We start from the raw sequence: 21,792 nt of genomic DNA on the forward strand, positions 1-21,792 counted from the left end.
ACGGTAGCGTTTTTCGCTTAAAAAGTCGTGGCTCAAACCTCTTGCCTCAGAAATTACTTCCGTTGGTAATCAGCCGGAACTGAAAAAGGAAATTGCAGGTCAGGTTCGTTCAAACTGAATTTGCTGTATTTAATCGCCACTGAAGCTGCTTTGGAATTAGGGTCCGGGTTGGAGGCGCGTTGCAGCAGAATCAAAGATGCCGTCGGGAAAAGGTTATTGCCCTGCGTTTCAAATTCGTTGTAAGTAGCTACAATGGCGTCGCCGGTTTTTTCGTCTATAACCTGCAGGCGTTTGAGTTTGCGCATTTCCACGTCCAGGAACTGGTTGATGAGCAGGTTGTTGCGCAATTGCTGGATCTGCTGCATTTCGCCGCCTTTAATTTCCTTTATCGTGCCCGGTTCGCCCGGCAGGTAATTCCCTAAAAGCATGGCCTGCAACATGTCGAACGAAGCGGCAATGTTGTATTTCTTTTGCAGCATCGAAAAATTGCCGGCAATGTATTCGCGCTGCAACCGGTTCAGCACCTGAATGGTATCGGGGGTAATGCGCACGCGGGCCGCTTCTATGCCCAAAGCCGGCACCACCGAGATCCAGATCACGCTGTCTTTTTTAATGCGGACGGTTACGGCCGAGCCGATCTTTTCATCGGGCTTTTCTAGTTGCATCCGGCCTTTGGCGCTGAAGGTGGTAAATTCGGTGTTCACCACGTTTACAGATACATTCGGCACCGTAGCTGCGGTAGCCGTTACGGGCACCGTTTCCTTCTTGCAGGCGCTTCCTAAAAACGCTATCGAAAAGGCCAGGAAAAGTGCTGCGCGGTTATTCATAAAGTTTTTTGTCACGGATTTTTTTGTCGATCAGGTCCGAAGCGCCGCCGGCTTTTTTAGCTTGCTGCCACTGGCTCAGCGCTTCGTCTTTTTTGCCCAGCTGGAAAAGCACGTCGCCGTAATGCTCGATCACGGTGCCGTCTTTGCTGGTTTCCAGGGCTTTTTCCAGGTATGTTTTGGCGCTGGTATAGTCCTTCATTTTATACAAAACCCAGGCATACGTATCTAAATACGTGCTTTCTTCGGGGGCCATTTTTATCAGTTTTTCAGCCATTTCCTTTGCCTTTGGCAGATCCTGGTTTCTAACCGATAAAAAGTAGCTGTAATTGTTCAGCACGTGAATATTATTCGGATCAATGGCCAGTACGGCTTCGTAGGCGTTATTCGATTTTTCATATTGCTTCATCGAATTATAAGCATCACCGAGCTGCAGGTTGAATTGCGTTTGCAGTTCCGGTACATCCGCAGAAAGCTTTTTGCCGAACTCCAGGGCTTTGGCTGCTTTGCTGAAATTCTTCTTGATCAGGTGCGCCGTGCCGTTATAGAACCATACCACGGCCTGGTTCGGAAACAGATCGGTCGCTTTTTCGGTGTGCATCAGCAACGAATCATTTTCGCCCAACTCTGCATCCAATACTATTAGCTGCTGCCAGACCTGGAAATGCGATTTGTCATATTTTAACGATTTGGCATAGAAGTCGCGGGCGGCTTTTTTATTGCCGCTCAAGGCCTGAATATCCCCGGAAACGGCATAGGCTTTGGCTTCGGTAGGATGCGCTTTTACGGTAAGCTGCGCCAGCTGGGTAGCAGTTGGTTCCAGCTCTTTGTTAGGCAATTGCTGCATGTAACGCACCAGGATCCCGATCTTATCGTCTATGCTTAAAAGCGGGTTTCCGAAGGCAATTTTAAGTTGTTCTTCGGCGGCCTGCGGCTGGTTTTTCTGGCGGTAAAGGTCCGAAAGCAGCAAATGTACCTGCGGATCGTCGGGCACATCCGAACGCAGCAAACGGTTCAGCAAGGCAATGCCTTCGTCGGGGCGGTTATTGGAACCCAGGATCTGGGCCTGCGCCATCACAAACTGCGGTTCGGTGGGGTTATTGTCGATCAGTTTCTGTCCTTCGGCCAGCGCTTTTTCCAGTTGGTTCTGCTTTAAATAAAGCTGCTGTTTCCGGAAAATGATCTGCTCCAGTTCGCCGAATTGCTTTTCGGCTCTTTCGTAAATCCGAACGGCGTCTTCGGTTTTATTCTGCGCTAAATAAAGATCGGCCAGGTTGAAATAATACATTTCTTCCTGCGGAAATTTTTCGAGCAGGCGGGTAAAAACGTTCGTAGCTTCGGCAAACTGCTGGCGGCCGGCGTAAAGCTGACCTAAAAGCAAGTAATAATAGCTGTTTTCCGGGTCCAGATCGAGCGCGGCTTTGGCATAAGGCAGCGCTTCGTTCTCTTTCCGGATGTTCAGGTACATTTCCGCGACCTTGAAGTTGACCGCTGCATTTTCCGGGTTCAGTTTATACGCCTGCATAAAAGACTCCAGCGCCTGCGGGTAATCTTCGAGCATGGCATATTTTACGCCGTCCAGGAAAAAACTCTCGCTGGCCTGCCGGGCTTTCGCATCGATCTCGGCAGGAATTACCAGCGCGGTTTTCTTCTTTTTACGGTTCCGCTTTTCGAGTTTTTCCTGCCGTTTGCGTTCTTTCCGTTCTTTTTTTGTTTCAGATTGCTGGGCAAAAACCGGGGTGCCTGCTGCGGTAAACAACAGGGAAAAGGCAAAAAGGAAAATTCGGATGCGGAACATTAAATATTAGTCTCTGATGGTGTTGTAATCGCCGACGCTCAGGTCAGACTGCTTTCCTTGTAACGTAACGAAGCTGCCCACCATAGAGTTCGTCAGGTTGCTGTTGCGCACGTCGCTGCTTTCCTGAACGATGGAATTGCTGATAACGGTATCGGAAATGCCGGTTTTTTTACCAACAGAAACGTGCGGACCCACAACTGAGTTGGTAATTACCGCTTCGTCGCCAATAAATACCGGCGGAATAATAACCGAATTGGTGATCCTGGCGGAAGGCGAAACGAGGTCTTTTTCGTCTTTAATGTATTCCAGGTAACGCTGGTTGGTATAAACGGTCGCGTTTTTGTTGCCGCAATCGAGCCACTCCGAAATTTTGCCCGGCACAAACTTCGTACCTTTGTTCTTCATGTTCTCGAGCGCGTTGGTCAGCTGGTATTCGCCTTTGTCGGTAATGTTGTTATCGAGCAGGTACTGTAATTCCGAACGCAGATACGCGCCATCCTGGAAATAATAGATCCCGATAATGGCCAGGTCGGAAACGAATTCGGTTGGTTTTTCTACGAAATCGGTGATCTCGTTCTGTCCGTTCATTTTAATTACCCCGAAGGCGCTCGGATCAGCTACCTGCTGCACCCAGATGGTGCCGTCAGAAGACGTGTCGAGTTTGAAATCAGCTTTGAAAAGCGTGTCGGCAAAAGCCACTACCACTTTTCCGTCCAGGGCTTCTTTGGCGCACATAATGGCGTGGGCCGTTCCCAGCGGCTGGTCCTGGTAATGAATGGTACCTTTGGCACCTACTGAAGCCGCAATATCCAGCAGTTTTTGCTCTACCTCTTTCCCGAAATCGCCTATAATGAAAGCAACCTGTTCGATGGGTTCGTGGCAAACTTTGGCAATATCTTCTACCAGACGCTGCACAATGGGTTTGCCGGCGATCGGTACAAGTGGTTTCGGAACGGTGAGGGTGTGCGGACGCATGCGCTTGCCCATGCCCGCCATTGGTACAATTATTTTCATGGTTTTATTTTTTTAGCCGGCCGGAAAGCCGGTTGGTTTTTTTAGATGAACAGATGCTTATTAAAATCTGGTAAAGAGTTTTTATGCCCCAAACGCTATCGTTTTTCCGGCGAAAACCCTACCGTTTTTACTTTTTGCCGGTGCTGCCGTATCCGCCCGCGCCGCGTTCCGTTTCCGAAAGCTGCGCGGTTTCGAGCCAGTTTACGGTTTCGTGTTTCGCCACAACCATTTGGGCAATGCGTTCGCCGTCTTCAATTAAAAATTCTTCTTCCGAAAGGTTTACCAGCAGCACTTTTATTTCGCCGCGATAATCGGCATCTATGGTGCCGGGGCTGTTGAGTACGGTAACGCCGTGTTTGTAGGCCAAACCGCTCCGCGGCCGGATCTGGGCTTCGAAACCTTCGGGCAGCTCAATAAATAAACCCGTTGGAATTAAGGCGCGCTGCAAAGGTTTTAAACTTACTGCCGCATCGAGGTTGGCGCGCAGGTCGAGGCCGGCGGAAAGGGAGGTCTGGTAAGCCGGCAACGGGTGCCGCGATTCGTTAATAACTTTTAATTGCATGTAAATGCTTGTTTTTCAGAATAAATGGTATTACCTGCGGGTTAAAAACTGCTTGATGAATTTCGGTTTTTCGAAGGCATAAATACTGAGCAGAAATAAGCCGCACAGCAAAATATGAAATATATGCCGCAATATAAAATCTTCGATCTCGATCAGGAAACTTGCCGCCGTGAGCACGATGGCCAGCATCAGGTAACTGCTGATCGCTTTCACCGGATACGGAACCGGATAATGACGGTTGCCTAAAAGTAAACAAACCGCCGCCATGGTAAAGTAGCAGATAAGCGTGGTAATGGCGCAGCCCATGTAGCCCAGTTTCGGGATCAAAAACCAGTTGAGTAAAATGGTTAATGCCGCGCCGCCAAAACTGATGTAGGTGCCGTAATGCGTTTTATCGGTTAATTTAAACCACACCGAAAGGTTATAATAAGCGCCCAGAAATAAATTGGCCAAAAGTAAAATTGGCACCACTCTTATGCCGGCGCGGTAACTTTCCTGGCCCAGCAGCATCTGGAAATCTTCGAGGTTGGCGGAAATAAAAAGGAAAATAAAGGCGCAGCAGATCATGAACCATTTCATAACCTTGGCAAACATTTTCGGCGAATTTTTATCCTGGCTCTGCGAAAAGAAAAACGGCTCGGCGGCGTAGCGGAAAGCCTGGATGGTGAGCGTCATGAAAATAGAAAGCTTGTAGCAGGCGCCGTAAATACCTACGGCCGCTAAGTTGCTGGTACCCGGATAAAAACCTTCCGGCAGCCATTCTTTCAGCAGAATTCTATCCAGCACTTCGTTTACCATGCCCGCCAGACCCATGAACATAAGCGGGTAAGCGTATTTTAAAAGCGGCTTAAGCCAGGCAAAATCAAGCTTAAACCGGAACCTTATAAATTCCCGCCAGAGCATGGGTATGTAAAGCAGATTCACGCCCAGGTTCACCAGGAAAACGTAGCCCACCCTTAATTCAGGATCGTAAATTCTGGCGATGTAGGGTTGCAATGCCGGTAAAAAATCGCCCTGGTAAATGTGCTGGCAGAAATACAGGAAAAAAATATTGGCCGTAACGATCAAGAGCACATTGAGCAAACGCAGACTGGCAAACCGGATAGCTTTATTATCTAAACGCAAACGCGCAAACGGAATGGCTACAATGGCATCGGTAGCCAGAATGATGGCCAGCCAGACAATGTAGTGCGCTTTATCGGGGTACTCTAAAAGGCTGGCAATTTGCCCGGAAAACGCTATGAGAATGCCCGAAAAAAGTAAGCTGCTGCTTAGAAGCAAACTCTGCACCCGGTTATAAGTTTCCTGTTTGGCGTAATCGGGTTTGTTGGCGAAACGGAAAAAAGCCGTTTCCATGCCGTAGGTGTAAATAATATTGAAGAAGGCAACGTAGGCGTAAAGTTCGGTTACAATGCCGTATTCTTCGGGCGCAAACATTTTGGTGTAAAACGGCACCAGCAAGTAATTCAGCGCCCGCCCGACAATGGTACTGATGCCGTAAGCGGCCGTTTGGCTGGCCAGTTTTTTCGCAATTGCGCTCATTTAGTTAAATTATTGAATTAGGGAATGAAAGAATGATTGAGTGTTTAAATGAAAGATTTTTTTAATTTTTATTCTATCATTCAATAATTCTTTCATTCAATCACTAAAAAAAACGGTATCCTTTTCAGCCGAAAAACCCACCTGCCGGGTTAAAAGCGAGGTGGGTTTTTAGGATTTCTGTTAAATCTGTTTAGTTACCGGAAAAGGCTGGTTTGCGTTTCTCGAGGAATGCGCGGGTACCTTCTTTAAAATCGGCGGAACCGCAGCAGCGGCTGAAAGAGTTGGCTTCGGTCTGGAAACCCTGTTCTTCTTTGTCGTAAACCGCGTTCACGCAATCTATCACCAAACCTACGGCCAACGGCGCTTTGGCGGTAATTTTCTGCATGATCTCGCGGCATTTGTGCATGAGTTCGCTTTGCGGCACTACGTGGTTAACCAGGCCGTAACCGTAAGCTTCCTGCGCATTGATCATGTCGCCGGTCATCATCAGTTCCAGGGCTTTGCCTTTGCCAACCAGTTGGGTTAAGCGCTGCGTGCCGCCGTAGCCCGGTATAATGCCCAAGTTTACTTCCGGCTGACCGAATTTTGCGTTATCGGCCGCAATACGGATGTGGCAGGCCATGGCCAGTTCGCAACCGCCGCCCAGTGCAAAACCGTTTACGGCCGCAATTACGGGCTTGGTGCAGTACTCTATCATGTCAAAAGTTTCCTGACCGCGCTCGGCAAAACGGCGGCCAACCACTTCATTCAGTTCAGCAATTTCCGAAATATCGGCACCGGCTACAAATGCTTTTTCGCCGTCGCCGGTAAAAATAACGCCTTTAATATCGTCGTCGTCATAAACTTCCTGCATGGCAGTTCTGATTTCCTTTACCGTTTCAATATTCAGCGCGTTCATTTTGCTCGCACGGTTTATTGTAATCGTCAGGATGCCTTCCTGCAGGTCGAGTTTAAGATTAGAATAAGTAGTCATAATTTGCGCAAAGGCTTTCAGTTTATGATTTTGATTGCAATGCAAAGATAAGCAAAACGCGGCAAACAACAGCTTTTCTTGCTGGTAACTAATAATTCGGCCTTTCAGGAATATATTTACTTTATATATAGTATTTGTATTGGAAAAGTACTTACTTAGAGTGGTAAATTGCTGCAATCTCAACTACTTATAACCAAAACATTATGGGATTTATTTCTGAATTTAAAGAATTTGCCTCCAAAGGAAACGTAATGGATCTGGCCGTGGGGGTGGTGATTGGCGCGGCCTTCGGGAAGATCGTGGCCTCGTTTGTAGAAGATGTGCTGATGCCGCCGCTCGGCATTATTATTGGCGGCGTTGATTTCAAACACCTGAAAATTCCGCTGAAAAGCGCGGTAATGGAAAACGGCAAAGTAATTTCCGAGGCCGTAACGCTGAATTACGGTAATTTTATTCAGACCCTGGTCGATTTCCTGATCATTGCTTTTGCCATTTTCCTGCTCATTAAAGGCATTAACCGGCTGAAACGGAAGAAGGTAGAATCTGTGGCTGCCCAGGAAGTTATAAAGAAACTAACCCACGAAGAAGAATTGCTGACCCAGATCCGGGACCTGCTGGCCGAGCGTCCGCGGGTTTAAGGATACCATTTTTTTAACCCCCGGGCGGGCTTAGCCGTATTCGTTTCCGAATGCCGCTAAGCCCGCTTTTATTTACTGATTCATGAAAAAAATTCTCTTCAGCTTTCTTACTTTTTTTACCTTTTTACCTACCGTTTTCGCTCAGGATTCCGATTCTACCAATTACTGGAACTGGGGTGGGGCCGGTACCATAAATGTGGGCCAGGTGGCGCTCAGCAACTGGGCTGCCGGCGGGCAAAGTTCCGTAAACGTGCTGGGACTGGCCAGCCTTTTTGCCAATTACAAACGCGGCACCAGCGCCTGGGATAATACATTGAATGTGAACTACGGCGGCAATAAAACCGGCAAAGAAAAATTCCGGAAAAACGACGATAAACTGGAGCTGAACGCCAAATACGGCCGCCATGCGTTCGGGAAATGGTATTATGCCGGGCAGTTCAACCTGAAAACGCAGCTTTCGCCTACTTTTTTTAAAGATACTGATTCTGTGATCTCCGATTTTATGAGCCCGGCTTTTATCATGACTTCCCTGGGACTTGATTACCGGCCGAACGAAGATTTCTCGCTTTTCCTTTCGCCGGCTACCGGTAAATTTACGTTTGTGAAAAGCCAGCGGCTGGCCGATGCGGGCGCTTTTGGGGTGGAACCCGGGCAGCTCAATAAAGAAGGTTTCCGGGTGCCGAATACCGGGGAACGTTTCCGCGAGGAAATTGGCGCTTACCTGGCCATGCGGTTGCGCCGCGACGTGATGGAAAATATCAAGCTGCAAACCCGGCTCGAACTTTACTCCAGTTACAACAATAACCCCAACAACATAGACGTGAACTGGGAAAACCGCCTCGATATGAAGGTGAACAAATTCATTTCCGTAAGTTTAATAACCGAACTGGTCTACGACGACGATATTATGATTGCAGTAGACCGCGACGAGGACGGAATTTACGAAAGTTCCGGCCCACGTACCCAGTTTAAGGAAACGCTGGGGGTAGGTTTGTCTTACAAATTCTGAAGTAATGAGTTGTTTATCAGGTAAAAATGCTGTCTTTTTCGAACTTAACACCGGGTTGGCTGCGTTAGAAAAACATTTGGTATGAATATTGGTTTTCAATAACTTGCCTGTTTATTTTTTTACGCGCTTACCCAATTGTTTATGAATAAGATATTTGGATTTGTTTTTTCGATCATGTTCTTGTGCGCAGTTGCTTCTGCCCAGGCTCAGAGCCAGGGTGCGCCGCGTGGTCAGGATAATAATGTTTACGGGAATGATGCAGCCACTGCCAAACCGGTTTCGCCTTATGCCAGTAATACCGGCAGCTATACAGTAACGAAGTATAAAGAAAGCAAAACCAAAAAGAAGCTGCGCCGCGGCGAAGCCCGTTCCCGCTTATCGGTTCCGCAGCCCAAAGGCAAACCGCTGAAGCATAAAAAGAAACGTAAATTCCTGTTTTTCGGATAGAACTTTTAAAATGAAAATCCGGCCCTTACCAGAAGAGCCGGATTTTTTTATGCCCGCACTTTTTGAGCTGAAAGGCATACCGTTTTTTAATCCTGGAAAACGAAGCAAAAAGCTAGCTCATAAATCAAAGTTTCTCCGTAGCGTAGGGTTTAAACCCTATGCTACGGAGAAACCCTTTCTGGCGCAAGTGTTCAGATGCAGGCGTCACTTGTGACTAAATCATGTTGGCAAGTCTTCAGACTTGTGTAAATACTAACAACGGTTTTCAAAGTTTCCGTAAAAGATTCACGAAAGTCTGAAGACTTTTTCACCTGTATGAGTCACAAGTGACGCCTTCGGCTGAACACTTGCGCCAGCATATAGCCAGTACTTTTGAGGCTTAAAATGATACCGTTTTTTTACTCTGGAAGGAAGTAAAAAACAAAACCCTTCCGCTTTGCAGCAGAAGGGTTTTTTATCTTAAAACGCTACCGTTTTTCGGTTAAAAATTACAGCGTACGTTTTACTTCTTTCTCGGTGTATGCTTCAATAATGTCGCCTACTACCAGGTCATCGAATTTCTTGATGCTGATACCGCATTCGAAACCGGTGCGCACTTCGGCTACATCGTCTTTGAAACGTTTCAGCGCCAGGATATCGCCGGAGTGAACCACGATACCATCGCGTATGATCCGGATCTTGGAGTTTCTGGTAATGGTACCATCGGTAACCATACAGCCGGCAATCGTACCCACTTTCGTGATCTTGAATACCTCGCGTACTTCTACGTTGGCTACAATTACTTCCTGAACGGTAGGGGCAAGCATACCTTCCATCGCGTCTTTCAGTTCGTTGATGGCGTTGTAGATGATCGAGTACAGACGGATATCGATCTGTTCCTGCTCAGCCAGTTTACGCGCATTCAGCGATGGACGAACCTGGAAACCGATAATGATCGCATCGGAAGCCGAAGCCAGCAATACGTCGGATTCGGAGATCTGACCCACACCTTTGTTCAGGATATTTACCTGTACTTCCGGGGTAGAAAGTTTTAGTAATGAGTCGGAGAGTGCTTCTACCGAACCATCCACGTCACCTTTCACGATCACGTTCAGTTCCTTAAATGAACCGATAGCCAGACGGCGGCCGATCTCATCGAGGGTAATGTGTTTCTTGGTCCGCATGCTTTGCTCGCGCAGTAACTGGGTACGGTTGGTTGCCAGTTCGCGGGCTTCGCGTTCGGTTTCCATTACCTGTAACTTATCGCCGGCCTGCGGTGCGCCATCCAGACCCAATACCTGCACCGGCGTAGATGGAATAGCTTCCTTCATTTTTCTGCCGCGGTGATCGGTCATGGCTTTAACGCGTCCGAAATGAGAACCTGCCAAAACGATATCGCCAACTTTCAGCGTTCCGGTTTGCACCAGCACGGTAGTTACGTAACCACGGCCTTTATCCAGGGAGGCTTCAATAACGGTACCCAGGGCTTTTCTGTTCGGGTTTGCTTTCAGTTCCAGAATTTCGGCTTCGAGCAATACTTTTTCCAACAGGTCTGGAATACCCTGGCCCGATTTGGCCGATATTTCCTGGCACTGGTATTTACCGCCCCACTCTTCCACTAAAACGTTCATCGCGGCAAGCTGCTCACGAATTCTGTCCGGGTTAGCGGCTGGTTTATCTATTTTGTTTATCGCAATTACAATTGGCGAACCGGCGGCCTGCGCGTGATTTAAGGCTTCTTTGGTCTGAGGCATCACGTCATCGTCGGCAGCTACCACAATAATTACAACGTCGGTTACTTTGGCACCACGGGCACGCATCGCGGTAAACGCTTCGTGACCCGGGGTATCCAGGAAAGTAATACGTTTTCCGGTTTCAGTAAGTACATCGTAAGCACCAATGTGCTGGGTAATACCACCGGCCTCACCAGAAGCTACGCGGGAATTACGGATGTAATCGAGCAGGGAAGTTTTACCGTGGTCAACGTGACCCATGATGGTAACGATTGGTGCACGATCCTGCAGGCTTTCCGGATCTTCTTCTTCCAGAATACTTTCTTCTTCTTCTGCGGAAAGGAATTCTACATCGTAGCCAAACTCATCGGTAATGATCGTGATCGCTTCGGCATCGAGACGCTGGTTAATGGAAACGAACATGCCCAGGCCTAAACAAACCTTAATTACTTCGTTCACCGACACGTTCATTAAAGAAGCTAAGTCGTTGGCCGAAATAAATTCCGTCAGTTTCAGCGTTTTAGATTCCGACTGTTCCTGCATGCGTTGTGCTTCGGTAGCATCGGCGATAGCAGAACGTTTCTCTCTTCGATATTTGGAACGGTTACCCTGGTTTCCGCCTTTGCCACCGCTTAAGCGGGCCAGCGTAGCCTTGATCTGTTCCTGAATCTGTTTGTCGGTAACCTCCGGTTTCGGATTGGCTGCCTGAATTGGACGCTGGTTGCCTTGCCCCGGACGGTTACGATCGCCTGGACGACCCTGGCCACCGCCGCCCCCCGGACGCTGCCCACCTTGACCTTGTCCCTGGCCACCACCGCCTTGCGGACGATCACCTGGTACGTTGGTAGTTGGGGCCTGCGTAATGATGCGCTTGCGTTTTTTCTTATCGCCTCCCTGGCCTGGCTGGCCCGGACGGTTTTTATTGTCGGAAGAAGCTACCGGCTTGCCGCCTTTTTTGCGGAAAGAATCTTTCGGTAATTCAATTTTACCCAGTACGGTTAAGCCTTTCAGCTGATCGCCTTTGGCCGCAATGGTTTCTACCGCATCGGCTGCCGGAGTTACCGGCGCTGCTGGTGGCGTTGGCGTGGCCGGAGCAGCAGGAGTAACCGGTGCAGCAGCTGCCGGTTTGGCGGGCTGTACTTGTGGTGCTTCTGTTTTAGGAGTTTCCGGCTTCGGATTTTCAGCCTTCGGCGTTTCTGCTTTTGGTGCTTCCGTTTTAGGAGCGTCCGGTTGCTTTGGCGCGGCAGCTACCGGCTGAACGGGTTCTGCTTTCGGTGCTTCTGGTTTTGGTGTTTCAACTTTTGGCGTTTCTACTTTCGGCATTTCTGCTTTCGGCGTTTCGGCTGGTTTTTCAACGGCCGGTGCCGGCGCTTCTGTTTTAGGAGCCGGGGCTGGATCGGGAGTTTTGGCTTCTGCCGGTTTAGGCGTTTCGGTTGCTTTAGGGGCTTCCGCTGCTTTTGGTGCAGCCGGTTTACCTTTGGCATCGAGGTCTATTTTACCTAATACTTTTATACCTGGCAATTTTACGCCGGTGGCCGGAGCTTCTTCCTCGGTTTTAGCCGGGGCGGCTGGTTTGGTTTCAGCAGAAGGGGCAGGCGCTGGTTCCGGAGCTGGTGAAGCAGGAGTTTCCGCAACTGGTTTAGCCGGGGCAGCAGGCTTGGCCGAAATTTCCGGTTCAGCTTCCTTGGCTTTTTTAACTTCCAGTTCCGGAGCTTTTTTCACTTTTTCCAGGGCTTCCAGTTTGTCGGCTACAGAAGATTCAAACGCTTTGAGCAATAACTTGAACTGTTCCTGGGTAATTTTTGCGGTAGGTTTATTCTCGATCTCAAAACCTTTGAGGGTCAGGAATTCTACCACAGAAGAAATACCTATGTTCAAAGTTTTTGCAGCCTGATTTAGCCTCATTGTTTTTTCTTCTGTCATGCTCAACTGTTCGGTATTATATATTTTAATGGTTAACAGGTAATTCGTTGTAAAATAGTAAACGCAAATTTCGGTAATTTTCCGGAAATAAGCACTTTTTAACGCCCAAAGGCTAGCGTTTTTCCGCCAGCCCCGGGAGTTTTTAAGTAATTAAGCTTCTGGTTCCGATTCCGAATCAAATTCCTGACGGATAATATTCAGGACATCTTCTACGGTTTCTTCTTCCAGCTCGGTGCGGCGCACCAGGTCTTCTTTGCTTACAGCCAGTACCGATTTTGCCGTGTCCAGGCCGATCTTTTTCAGTTCGTCGAGTACCCAGGCTTCAATTTCGTCGGAGAATTCGTCTAAGGCAATGTCTTCGTCGTATTCTTCCTGCTCGCGGAACACATCTATTTCGAGGCCAACCAGACGGCTTGCCAGTTTAATGTTCTGTCCGCCTTTACCAATGGCTAAAGAAACCTGATCCGGTTTCAGGAATACGGCTACGCGACCTTCTTCCTGGTTGATCTTCATGCTGGTAATTTTGGCCGGGCTCAGCGCGCGCTGAATGTAAAGCTCCAGGTTATCGGTATAGTTAATTACATCGATGTTTTCGTTCTCGAGTTCACGCACAATGGTGTGAATACGGGAACCTTTCATACCCACGCAGGCGCCTACCGGATCGATGCGGTCGTCGTAAGATTCTACGGCAACTTTGGCTCTTTCGCCCGGTTCGCGCACAATATTTTTGATCACGATCAGGCCGTCATAAATTTCCGGAACTTCGTTCTCGAACAAGCGCTCCAGGAAAACCGGCGAGGTGCGGGAAAGAATGATCTTCGGGTTGCCGTTAATTACTTCCACGCGCGAAACTACCGCCCGAACTACATCGCCTTTACGGAAACGGTCTTTCGGGATCTGCTCGGTTTTTGGAATGATCAGCTCGTTATCTTCGGTATCTACCAGCATTACTTCGCGGTTCCAAACCTGATATACTTCGCCGGAAATGATCTCGCCCACCAGGTCTTTGTATTTCTGGTAAACGATCTCTTTTTCCATGTCTTTGATGCGCTGGATTAGGGTCTGGCGGGCGGTGAGAACGGCGCGGCGGCCAAAATCTTCCAGCTTCACTTCTTCGGCCAGTTCTTCGCCGATTTCGAAATCAGGCTCGATTTTCTGGGCTTCGGAAAGCGGAATTTTATCGTGATCCCAGATATCTTCGGAGTTATCATCCACAATTTCGCGGTTGCGCCAGATCTCGAGGTCGCCCTTCTCTACGTTCAGGATAATGTCGAAATTATCGTCGGTGCCCCATTTTTTACGGATCATGGTACGGAATACATCTTCCAGGATCCGCATCATGGTTGGGCGGTCTATGTTCTTGAATTTCGCAAACTCGGCGAACGATTCGATGAGCACTGAACTGTTCATGCTGTATTTATTTAAATGATATTACAATGTTGGCTTTTACAATATCGGCGAGCGGAATGTTGGTTGGTTCTGCGGCCAGTTTTTTGTTTTTGCCTTTGCTTTCTTCGGTTAAAAGGATAGCGTTTTCTGATACTTCGTTCAGGATCCCGATCTTTTCGGCACCATCGGCCATTTTAAGCTTTAGCTTGCGGCCTACATTGCGCTGAAACTGGCGCGGGCTGGTAAGCGGGTAGTCTATGCCCGGCGAAGTTACTTCCAGCACGTAGCTGAATTCTTCGCCCTGCTGCTCTTCAATGCGCTTGGCCAACCGGCGGCTGATGCTGGCGCACTGGTCGATACTGATGCCCTGGTCGCCGTCGGCCATTACAGTTACTTTGGGTTTGATAGGCGATTCGGATACGGTTACGCCAACCAAAAACAGGTCGCTTTCGGGCAGTATTCCTTCCAGCATTTTCTCAACAGCTGCAACAGTCAGGCTCATGGTTTAAGGTAAAAACGAAGTAATAAGAAACAAAACAGGGGACTTCATGTCCCCTCGCTTCCCTGATTTTTCTACAAAAGTAGGAACAAAACTTGATTTTTGCAAATACTGGTATTTTATTCCGTTAAGATACCGTTTTTCTGAGGCATTCGTTACGTGGTGAAGCTGCTTTTTGCGCGCTAATTCGCTACTTTTGTTTTTCATTTCTGAACACCCTCAAAGCTGCGTGCGCCGGACTTTAATTTTTACGATTTATTTATTTACGCTGGCCTGGCTGCTGGTAGGGGTGGTTTGCATTAATACCCCGCCGGCTACGTTCTGGCCGGCCGGTTTCATTGCCATGACGCTGCCGGCGCCGCTTTTGCTGAACCTGGGTTTCCTGTTTTACTGGCTCTTTGGTAAATCGGTGCGGGTTTTAATTCCGGTGGCAGTGCTTTTTCTGGCCTGGGGGTTTTACAAACGCGGTTTTGCCATTAATTTATTTCCGGCCAAAGCAAGTGCCGACGATAAAACGCTGACGGTGCTGAGTTACAACGTGCGCATTTTTAATTTGTACGAACACCTGCGCGTAGATGGTTTTGAGATCTCGATCGAGGAAATTAACTGGGTGAAAAACTACCCGGCCGATATTTTTTGTTTACAGGAATTTTATAACGAACCCGGTCACAATATTTATAACTCGGTAGAGAAGATCTGGAAAGGGAATGCCAAGTATGCGTTTGTTTCCAAATCGTTGGTAAACCACGTGGGCGGACAATTCGGGCTGGCTATTTTTTCGAAATACCCGATCGTAAATAAAGGCTCTATAAAATTCGGGAAGCTTACGCAGAATCACGCCATGTTTGCCGACCTGAAAATTCATGAAGATACGATCCGGGTGTATAATTTCCATTTGCAAAGCATGAGCATCGAGGAAAAGGAAATTGTGGAAAGTTATTCGGGCGAAAGCCAGGAAAGAATGATGCGGGTAAAACAATTGAGCCGCCGCCTGAAAAAAGGTTTTTTAAAGCGCAGCGCGCAGGTAGATACGCTGGTAGCGCATTTTCAGGCTTGTCCGTACCCGGTAATTATTGGCTGCGATCTGAACGATACGCCTTACAGTTATACCTACGATAAATTTGACGGGCTGCTGAATAACGCTTTTACGAAAGCAGGAAACGGTTTTGGCGCTACGTATAACGGTAAATTGCCTTTTTTGAGGATCGATAACCAGTTTTACAGCGATGATTTTAAGGTAACGGATTTTAAATTGCATACAGAGGTGCCTTATTCCGATCATTTTCCGGTTTCGGCTACGTATGTTTTAAAAAGGAAGTAATGGGGGTTGGATTTAAGGATTGTGCGGAGTTTTGGGGTTTAAAACCATACCGTTTTATTGCGTCATCTCGACGATAGGAGAGATCTCATCCGGATGGTAGTAATGTTTGCTATGGAGTTTTTGAAGCTTGAAATTATACTGTTTATCATAGCCACCTTCTTTCCCCTAATAAATGGCTTTTAACTTCCATAGTTAACTTTTCCCCTCAAGCCGGGTGGCTTCGTTTCTGCGTTCGCGGCTGCAACCTTACCTGCCCTTGCGGGCTGGCTAAAGCCACCGGTAAGCTTGGAGGCCGCTCTCACAGAAACTGGGATCATACACCTTCGTAGTCAGCTTCTTTTTAGTTTAGCTTCCTTCATTACGTGATCTTCAGGTAACGCTGCGCTGGCGATAGGCGTGGATAACCACCCCAACCCCTCCTTGAAAAGGAGGGGAGCTGGTAGTAGCCAGCTTAAATGCAGAAGCTATTACTCAAACTATAGAGCGTAAAACGCTATGCTTTCAAGCTGAAAAAGTAAAAATAAAGCAGGAAGCAAAAGCTCCCCTCCTTACCAAGGAGGGGTTGGGGGTGGTTGTTTTCGATGCAGAAATTCTCCCTTTAGAATAAAGATTACAAAGCAGGAAATTTAAAATCCTGCCAATCCCTAAAATCCTAAAAATCGTGTTCAGACAAACTTCATTGCCGTCTGCTTTAGCTGACGGGTTTAAGGGAATTTCAGGAAACTGTTTAAGCCCTTCTGCCTTTTATAATTAATCTCTTAACTTTGTTCTTTCCTTTTTAGGGCTGAAATCCTACCGTTTTAACGAACGAATTGCTTATGAATAGTTTTCCGCTGAAAATATACAATACGCTTACCCGTAAAAAAGAACTTTTTGAACCGCTTGCGGCGCCTTTTGTGGGCATGTACGTTTGCGGCCCAACGGTTTACGGCGAAGCGCATTTAGGCCATGCCCGCGCGTATGTTTCTTTCGATGTGCTGTATCGTTACCTGAAAAATGTTGGTTACAAGGTGCGCTACGTACGCAATATTACCGACGTGGGACATTTGGTGAACGATGCCGACGAAGGAGAAGATAAGATCGGGAAAATTGCCAAGCTCGAGAAGCTGGAACCGATGGAAGTGGTACAGTATTTTACCAATAGCTTCCATCACGACATGGCGCTGCTCAACATTCTGCCACCGGATATCGAGCCCCGCGCCTCCGGCCACATCATCGAGCAGATCGAAATGATCAGGGAAATTATGGATAACGGGCTGGCTTACGAAGTAAATGGTTCGGTTTATTTCGATGTGCCGGCTTATAATAAAGAACATAAATACGGCAAACTTTCGGGCCGCATAATTGAAGAATTGCTTTCGAATACGCGGGAACTGGAAGGGCAACAGGAGAAACGTTCGCCGCTGGATTTTGCGCTTTGGAAAAAAGCTTCGCCGGAGCACATCATGCGCTGGCCTTCGCCCTGGGGCGATGGTTTTCCGGGCTGGCACCTGGAATGCTCGGCCATGAGCCGGAAATATTTAGGAACTACCTTCGATATTCACGGCGGTGGATTGGATTTAATGTTCCCGCACCACGAATGCGAAATTGCGCAAAGCCAGGCCAGCAACAGTAAGTCTGACGAAGCCAAATATTGGGTGCATAATAATATGATCACGATAAACGGCCAGAAAATGGGCAAGTCGCTGGGCAATTTTATTACCCTGGGCGAACTGTTTTCCGGCGATCATAAAATGGTGGATATGCCGTATTCGCCCATGACGCTGCGTTTCTTTATTTTGCAGGCGCATTATAGAAGCACCCTTGATTTCAGCAACGAAGCCTTGCAGGCGGCTCGCAAAGGCTACGTGAAACTGATGAACGCTTTGCGCTTACTCGAAAAACTGGAAGCGGCTTATGCGGAAGTTCCGGAAGAAGGCGAAGCGGACCTAGAAACAGTGAAAATGATTGAAAGCTGCTACCAAAGCATGGCTGACGATCTGAATACGGCAAAAGCGATTTCGGGATTATTTAACGTGGTTTCGTTTCTGAACGGGAAGTTCCGGGAGCCGATACTTTCAGCAGAAGTTTCGAAAGCTACTTTGGCGTTCATTCTTACCCATTTCCGCACGCTGGTGCTTGATGTTTTAGGTTTGAAAGACGAAAAAGCGGCCGATGCGGATGCCTTGCTGGAAGTGGTAATGGAGTTCTATAAAAAAGCCAAAGCTGAAAAAGATTACGCGCAGGTAGATGCCATCCGGGCTGCGCTGAAAAAGCAAAACCTTGTACTGAAAGATTCTAAAACCGGAGTAGACTGGAGTTATGAATAAAAGACTGATTGCCGCCACTTTTTTAACCGTTTTTAGTTCCGTTTTCTGGAGTTGCGATTCGAGTACTCAGAAGCGGGAAAAAGTAGGAAAAGCTCCCGAAATTAAAGAACCGGAGATGCTGAAAAGCCCCGCTTTTATTGCCGATTCGGCTTATAAATATACGGCCGCGCAGGTGGGCTTCGGTCCGCGTATTCCCAATACTGAAGCCCACGTTAAAACCGGCGATTATTTAATTGCCAAGCTGAAGGCCTTTGGCGCTACGGTTACCGTGCAGGAATTCGAAAGCATGGCGTTTGACGGCACGATGCTGAAAATGCGCAACATCATTGGCTCCATAAATCCGGACGCCAAGAAACGGGTTATGCTGGCGGCGCACTGGGACACGCGCCCCTGGGCCGATAAAGATTATCAGCGGAAAGATGAACCCATAGATGGCGCCAACGACAGCGCCAGCGGCGTGGGTATTTTGCTGGAAATTGCTCGGGTAATTAACGGGGCGAAGGAAAAACCGAACATAGGAGTAGACATCGTTTTTTTTGACGGTGAAGACTACGGTTACGATGAAAGTACGCAGCACGACAAAGTAAACAAACTAGCCAACAGCGGTACCGATACGTGGTGCCTGGGTTCGCAATACTGGGCAAAGAACCTGCACACACCGGGCTATAAAGCCGATTATGGTATTCTGCTGGATATGGTTGGTTCTAAAACGGCCAAATTTGCCAAAGATGCTTCGTCGCGGAATTATGCCTCGCACGTGCTGAACAAGGTTTGGGATGTAGCCGATAAAATTGGTTATGGCGAATATTTCGTGCACGTAAACACGCCAGGCATTACCGACGACCACGATTACGTAAACCAGGCCGGCACCCCGATGATCGATATTATTGAGTACAATCCGCTCACCAACGATTATTTTGCGCCCTACCACCACACCCACCAGGATAATATGAATATTATTGAACGCCGCAGCTTAAAAGCGGTAGGCCAAACGGTGCTGGAAGTGCTTTACCGGGAGTAGAAAACGGTATTACTTTGAAGGTAAAAAGTCCTGAATAGCTGGTCTTGTACCGGCAGTTCAGGACTTTTGGTTTAGTTGCTTTAGGAATATGTTTTTTTAATTTTTCGCTAAATACTCCAACCAACTTCCATCTTTCCCAACTTCCAGTCTAGCTTTCCGGCCGCAAACCAAGGCTAAATTATGCGCTTCGTGGCCAACCGGGAAATCGAAACAAACCGGGAAATTGTATTTAGATGTGTGTTCGCGGATAATTTCGTAAGCGTTTTGCCCGAAAGGAATGAGGTTGTCTTTCATGTCGCTCATGTGACCGATGATGAGGCCGGCGAGGTTTTGTAATTTACCGCAGCGGTCTAAATGCACCAGCATCCGGTCGAGGTGATACAGGTATTCGTCGAGATCTTCCAGGAAAAGGATCTTACCATCGTAATCGAAATCGGAACGGGTGCCGATTATGGTGTGCAGGATCGATAAATTACCGCCAACCAATTCGCCTTCCGCCTTACCCAAACGGTTAAAAGTATGTGCTGGAACTTCGTAGGAAATAGCTTCACCAAACAGAATTTTGCGCAGACTTTCGATTGCGGCTTCGCTGCCTTCGCGCGGAAAAAGAATGGGCATAATGGCGTGCAGGCTTTCGAAACCAAGTTTATACAGGTGCGCGTGCAAAGCCGTTACATCGCTGAAACCAATTACCCATTTCGGGTTTCGGGCGAATTCGGTGAAATCCAGATCGTCTAAGATTCGGGCGGTGCCGTAACCGCCGCGGGCGCATAAAATAGCTTTTACTGAAGCATCGTCGAGGAAACGCTGCAGGTCGCTTCGGCGAAGTGCGTCGGAGCCGGCAAACTGGTGAAATTCCGCGCCAATAGTTTCGCCTAAAATTACTTCCAGTCCCCAGCTTTGTAACACCGTTATGGCAGGCTGCATTTCTTCCAGGCTCACTTTTCGGGCAGTAGAAACGATCGCAATTTTATCGCCGGCTTGCAGGTTCATTTTGTTAATGATTGATTGAGTGAATTAGTGAATGATTGGGTTAGTGAATGAGAGAATAATTGAGTGTCAGCGTGGATGAATTCCGGGGTAAATAAAGACTTTTTTAGCGGAAAAGCATAGCGTTTTGGGGCGTAAAACTACGCTTCAGGAACGTCTTTTTTTGAAGAAAAGGAAATAGATGCCGAGTACCAGCGCCACTAACACAATGGCATAATAATAGAGCGGTTCGCGGTTTTTTTCCTGCACTATATCCGTCACGATCGCGTACAGGTTTATACCGAAAAGGAGCAACAGGAAAATACCGGCAATTTTATAACGCATGGGGAGCTTAATTAAAAAACGGTAGGGTTTGGGGTGAAAAAACTAAAAGCTCCTCTTTTATGCAAAAAGAGAAGCTTTCAGGTATTCGTTTTTTATTCTGGCATTACATTAACAAACCCGCCAGCGTAGCCGACAGGTAAGAAGCCAGGGTACCGCAGATCAAGGCCCGCACGCCCAGGTTCGCCAAATCTTTACGGCGCGTTGGAGCCAGCTCGCCGATACCACCCACCTGAATGGCAATGGAGCTGAAGTTGGCAAAACCGCAAAGCGCAAAACTGGCGATCAGGAAAGACTTCGGTTCGAGCTTGTCTTTTAAAGCCGTCAGGTCGAGGTAAGCTACGAATTCGTTCAGCACCATTTTGGTACCCATTAAAGAACCGGCATCGAAAATATCTTTGGTAGGAACGCCCATGGCCCAGGCAAAACCGGCAAAAACGGCCCCCAGAATGGTTTTCAGGCTTAGCTTACTCAGATCTACGCCTACGCCGGTAAGGTCTAAACCGGCGCTTACCAATAAACCACCAATGGAGCCCAGTAAATAATCTACCAGTGCAATTAAGGCAATAAAACCGAGTAGCATGGCAATTACGTTCAGGCCTACGCGAAGGCCATCGGATGCGCCGTGCGAAATGGCATCGATCAGATTAGAGTGCTGTTTGGTTACTTCCAGTTTTACTGTGCCTTTTGTTTCGGAAGGTTCGGTTTCGGGGTACACGATTTTGGAAATCACGAGTGCTGCCGGGGCCGCCATTAAACTGGCCGCAATTAAATATTCGGCCGGAACACCCAGGGCAATGTAAACCGCCATTACGCCGCCGGCAATACAGGCCATACTTCCGGCCATGGAAGCTAAAAGTTCGGAACGCGTCATACCAGCCAGGTACGGTTTGATCATGATCTGCGCTTCTACCTGGCCCACAAAAGCACTCGCTACGTTACTCAACGCCTCGGAACCGGAAACGCCCATGAGCCAGTGCACGGCTTTGGCAATTACGGCTACAATGCGCTGCATCAGGCCAATGTGGTATAGAATGTTTACCAGCACGGCCACAAAGATAATGGTAGGAATAATGTTGAAAAAGAAAACGAAGCTGTTGGAAGGACCGAAAACCTGAGCCATGAGTTCGCGGTTTACCAGCGGGCCAAAAACGAATTCAGCGCCTTTACTCGAAAAATCCAGGAGTTTGGTTACGCCGGCGCCCAGTTTCCCGAAGATCACTTTACCAATGGGCACTTTCAGAATGAAAATTGCCAGACCTAACTGCACCAGTAAACCTACTATTACCAGCCGGTAGTTAATGGCTTTGCGATTATTCGACATTAAAAAAGCGATGCCTAAAATAAGTGCTACGCCAATAAGCCCGGTAAAACGGTCCATAAAATTTGGTTTGTTAAAAAAATAAAAACGCCGAAAATGCTTGCAGCAAGGAGAAAATCAAACTGTTATGCATGCAGTTTTTAAGCCGCCAAAGATAAGTAAAATTTGCTAGTTGCTTC

Annotated in this window: 18 protein-coding genes; 6 read left to right on the forward strand and 12 right to left on the reverse strand. The window is 47.8% G+C overall.

All coding sequences use genetic code 11. From position 1 onward, the window contains the following. Positions 1-53: 53 nt before the first annotated feature. From I5M27_RS01270 to I5M27_RS01295, 6 genes are all read right to left on the reverse strand, one after another. Entirely contained in the window at positions 54-827 is a 774-nt protein-coding gene (locus tag I5M27_RS01270) for a DUF4292 domain-containing protein (protein WP_200504219.1), read from the reverse strand. Further along, positions 820-2,622: a tetratricopeptide repeat protein gene (locus I5M27_RS01275; RefSeq protein ID WP_200504220.1), complete on the reverse strand. Its 1,803-nt coding sequence runs from the start codon at positions 2,620-2,622 to the stop codon at positions 820-822. The genes I5M27_RS01270 and I5M27_RS01275 overlap by 8 nt, the downstream gene beginning before the upstream one ends. A 6-nt stretch (positions 2,623-2,628) precedes the next feature. Further along, positions 2,629-3,636, reverse strand: coding sequence for a sugar phosphate nucleotidyltransferase (locus I5M27_RS01280; RefSeq protein WP_200504221.1), 1,008 nt, complete (start codon positions 3,634-3,636; stop codon positions 2,629-2,631). A 127-nt stretch (positions 3,637-3,763) separates the two neighbouring features. After that, positions 3,764-4,198 (reverse strand): dUTP diphosphatase, encoded by a 435-nt coding sequence (dut, locus tag I5M27_RS01285; protein WP_200504222.1) that lies wholly within the window; start codon positions 4,196-4,198, stop codon positions 3,764-3,766. A gap of 30 nt (positions 4,199-4,228) precedes the next feature. Next, positions 4,229-5,740, reverse strand: coding sequence for an oligosaccharide flippase family protein (locus tag I5M27_RS01290; protein ID WP_200504223.1), 1,512 nt, complete (start codon positions 5,738-5,740; stop codon positions 4,229-4,231). Positions 5,741-5,930: 190 nt separating this feature from the next. Next, on the reverse strand, positions 5,931-6,713 hold the full coding sequence (locus I5M27_RS01295; RefSeq protein ID WP_200504224.1) for an enoyl-CoA hydratase/isomerase family protein: 783 nt from the start codon (positions 6,711-6,713) through the stop codon (positions 5,931-5,933). A gap of 203 nt (positions 6,714-6,916) precedes the next feature. Between I5M27_RS01295 and mscL the strand changes: the two genes are divergently transcribed. The 3 genes from mscL (at position 6,917) to I5M27_RS01310 (ending at position 8,807) form a co-directional block, all read left to right on the forward strand. Next, positions 6,917-7,351 (forward strand): large-conductance mechanosensitive channel protein MscL, encoded by a 435-nt coding sequence (gene mscL, locus I5M27_RS01300; RefSeq protein ID WP_200504225.1) that lies wholly within the window; start codon positions 6,917-6,919, stop codon positions 7,349-7,351. Between the two features lie 82 nt (positions 7,352-7,433). After that, the gene (locus I5M27_RS01305) at positions 7,434-8,360 is read left to right on the forward strand and encodes a DUF3078 domain-containing protein (RefSeq protein ID WP_200504226.1); all 927 of its coding nucleotides are present in this window, start codon (positions 7,434-7,436) and stop codon (positions 8,358-8,360) included. A 141-nt stretch (positions 8,361-8,501) separates the two neighbouring features. Further along, positions 8,502-8,807 (forward strand): hypothetical protein, encoded by a 306-nt coding sequence (locus I5M27_RS01310; protein WP_200504227.1) that lies wholly within the window; start codon positions 8,502-8,504, stop codon positions 8,805-8,807. A gap of 488 nt (positions 8,808-9,295) precedes the next feature. On the opposite strand, the gene infB is transcribed toward I5M27_RS01310, so the two are convergent. The 3 genes from infB to I5M27_RS01325 form a co-directional block, all read right to left on the reverse strand. Further along, positions 9,296-12,442 (reverse strand): translation initiation factor IF-2, encoded by a 3,147-nt coding sequence (gene infB, locus I5M27_RS01315; protein ID WP_200504228.1) that lies wholly within the window; start codon positions 12,440-12,442, stop codon positions 9,296-9,298. A 150-nt stretch (positions 12,443-12,592) separates the two neighbouring features. Beyond that, on the reverse strand, positions 12,593-13,852 hold the full coding sequence (nusA, locus tag I5M27_RS01320) for a transcription termination factor NusA (RefSeq protein ID WP_200504229.1): 1,260 nt from the start codon (positions 13,850-13,852) through the stop codon (positions 12,593-12,595). Positions 13,853-13,859: 7 nt separating this feature from the next. Continuing rightward, the gene (locus tag I5M27_RS01325; protein ID WP_234462337.1) at positions 13,860-14,333 is read right to left on the reverse strand and encodes a ribosome maturation factor RimP; all 474 of its coding nucleotides are present in this window, start codon (positions 14,331-14,333) and stop codon (positions 13,860-13,862) included. Positions 14,334-14,526: 193 nt separating this feature from the next. Here I5M27_RS01325 and I5M27_RS01330 point away from each other — a divergent pair, with 193 nt between their 5' ends. From I5M27_RS01330 to I5M27_RS01340, 3 genes are all read left to right on the forward strand, one after another. Next, entirely contained in the window at positions 14,527-15,651 is a 1,125-nt protein-coding gene (locus I5M27_RS01330; protein WP_200504230.1) for an endonuclease/exonuclease/phosphatase family protein, read from the forward strand. Between the two features lie 818 nt (positions 15,652-16,469). Continuing rightward, on the forward strand, positions 16,470-17,960 hold the full coding sequence (gene cysS / locus I5M27_RS01335) for a cysteine--tRNA ligase (protein WP_200504231.1): 1,491 nt from the start codon (positions 16,470-16,472) through the stop codon (positions 17,958-17,960). Beyond that, the gene (locus tag I5M27_RS01340) at positions 17,953-18,981 is read left to right on the forward strand and encodes a M28 family peptidase (protein WP_200504232.1); all 1,029 of its coding nucleotides are present in this window, start codon (positions 17,953-17,955) and stop codon (positions 18,979-18,981) included. The genes cysS and I5M27_RS01340 overlap by 8 nt, the downstream gene beginning before the upstream one ends. A 96-nt stretch (positions 18,982-19,077) precedes the next feature. Here the strand turns inward: I5M27_RS01340 and I5M27_RS01345 are convergent, their stop codons facing one another. The 3 genes from I5M27_RS01345 to I5M27_RS01355 form a co-directional block, all read right to left on the reverse strand. Next, the gene (locus tag I5M27_RS01345) at positions 19,078-19,974 is read right to left on the reverse strand and encodes a S66 peptidase family protein (protein WP_200504233.1); all 897 of its coding nucleotides are present in this window, start codon (positions 19,972-19,974) and stop codon (positions 19,078-19,080) included. Between the two features lie 144 nt (positions 19,975-20,118). Then, the gene (locus tag I5M27_RS01350) at positions 20,119-20,295 is read right to left on the reverse strand and encodes a hypothetical protein (RefSeq protein WP_200504234.1); all 177 of its coding nucleotides are present in this window, start codon (positions 20,293-20,295) and stop codon (positions 20,119-20,121) included. A gap of 103 nt (positions 20,296-20,398) precedes the next feature. Continuing rightward, positions 20,399-21,673 carry a NupC/NupG family nucleoside CNT transporter gene (locus I5M27_RS01355; protein ID WP_200504235.1) on the reverse strand — a complete coding sequence of 425 codons (1,275 nt, stop codon included), beginning with the start codon at positions 21,671-21,673 and terminating at the stop codon, positions 20,399-20,401. Positions 21,674-21,792 lie beyond the last annotated feature (119 nt).

Origin of the sequence: Adhaeribacter terrigena (assembly GCF_016623615.1) — a bacterium.
In the GTDB taxonomy this organism is placed as follows: Bacteria; Bacteroidota; Bacteroidia; order Cytophagales; family Hymenobacteraceae; genus Adhaeribacter_A; species Adhaeribacter_A terrigena.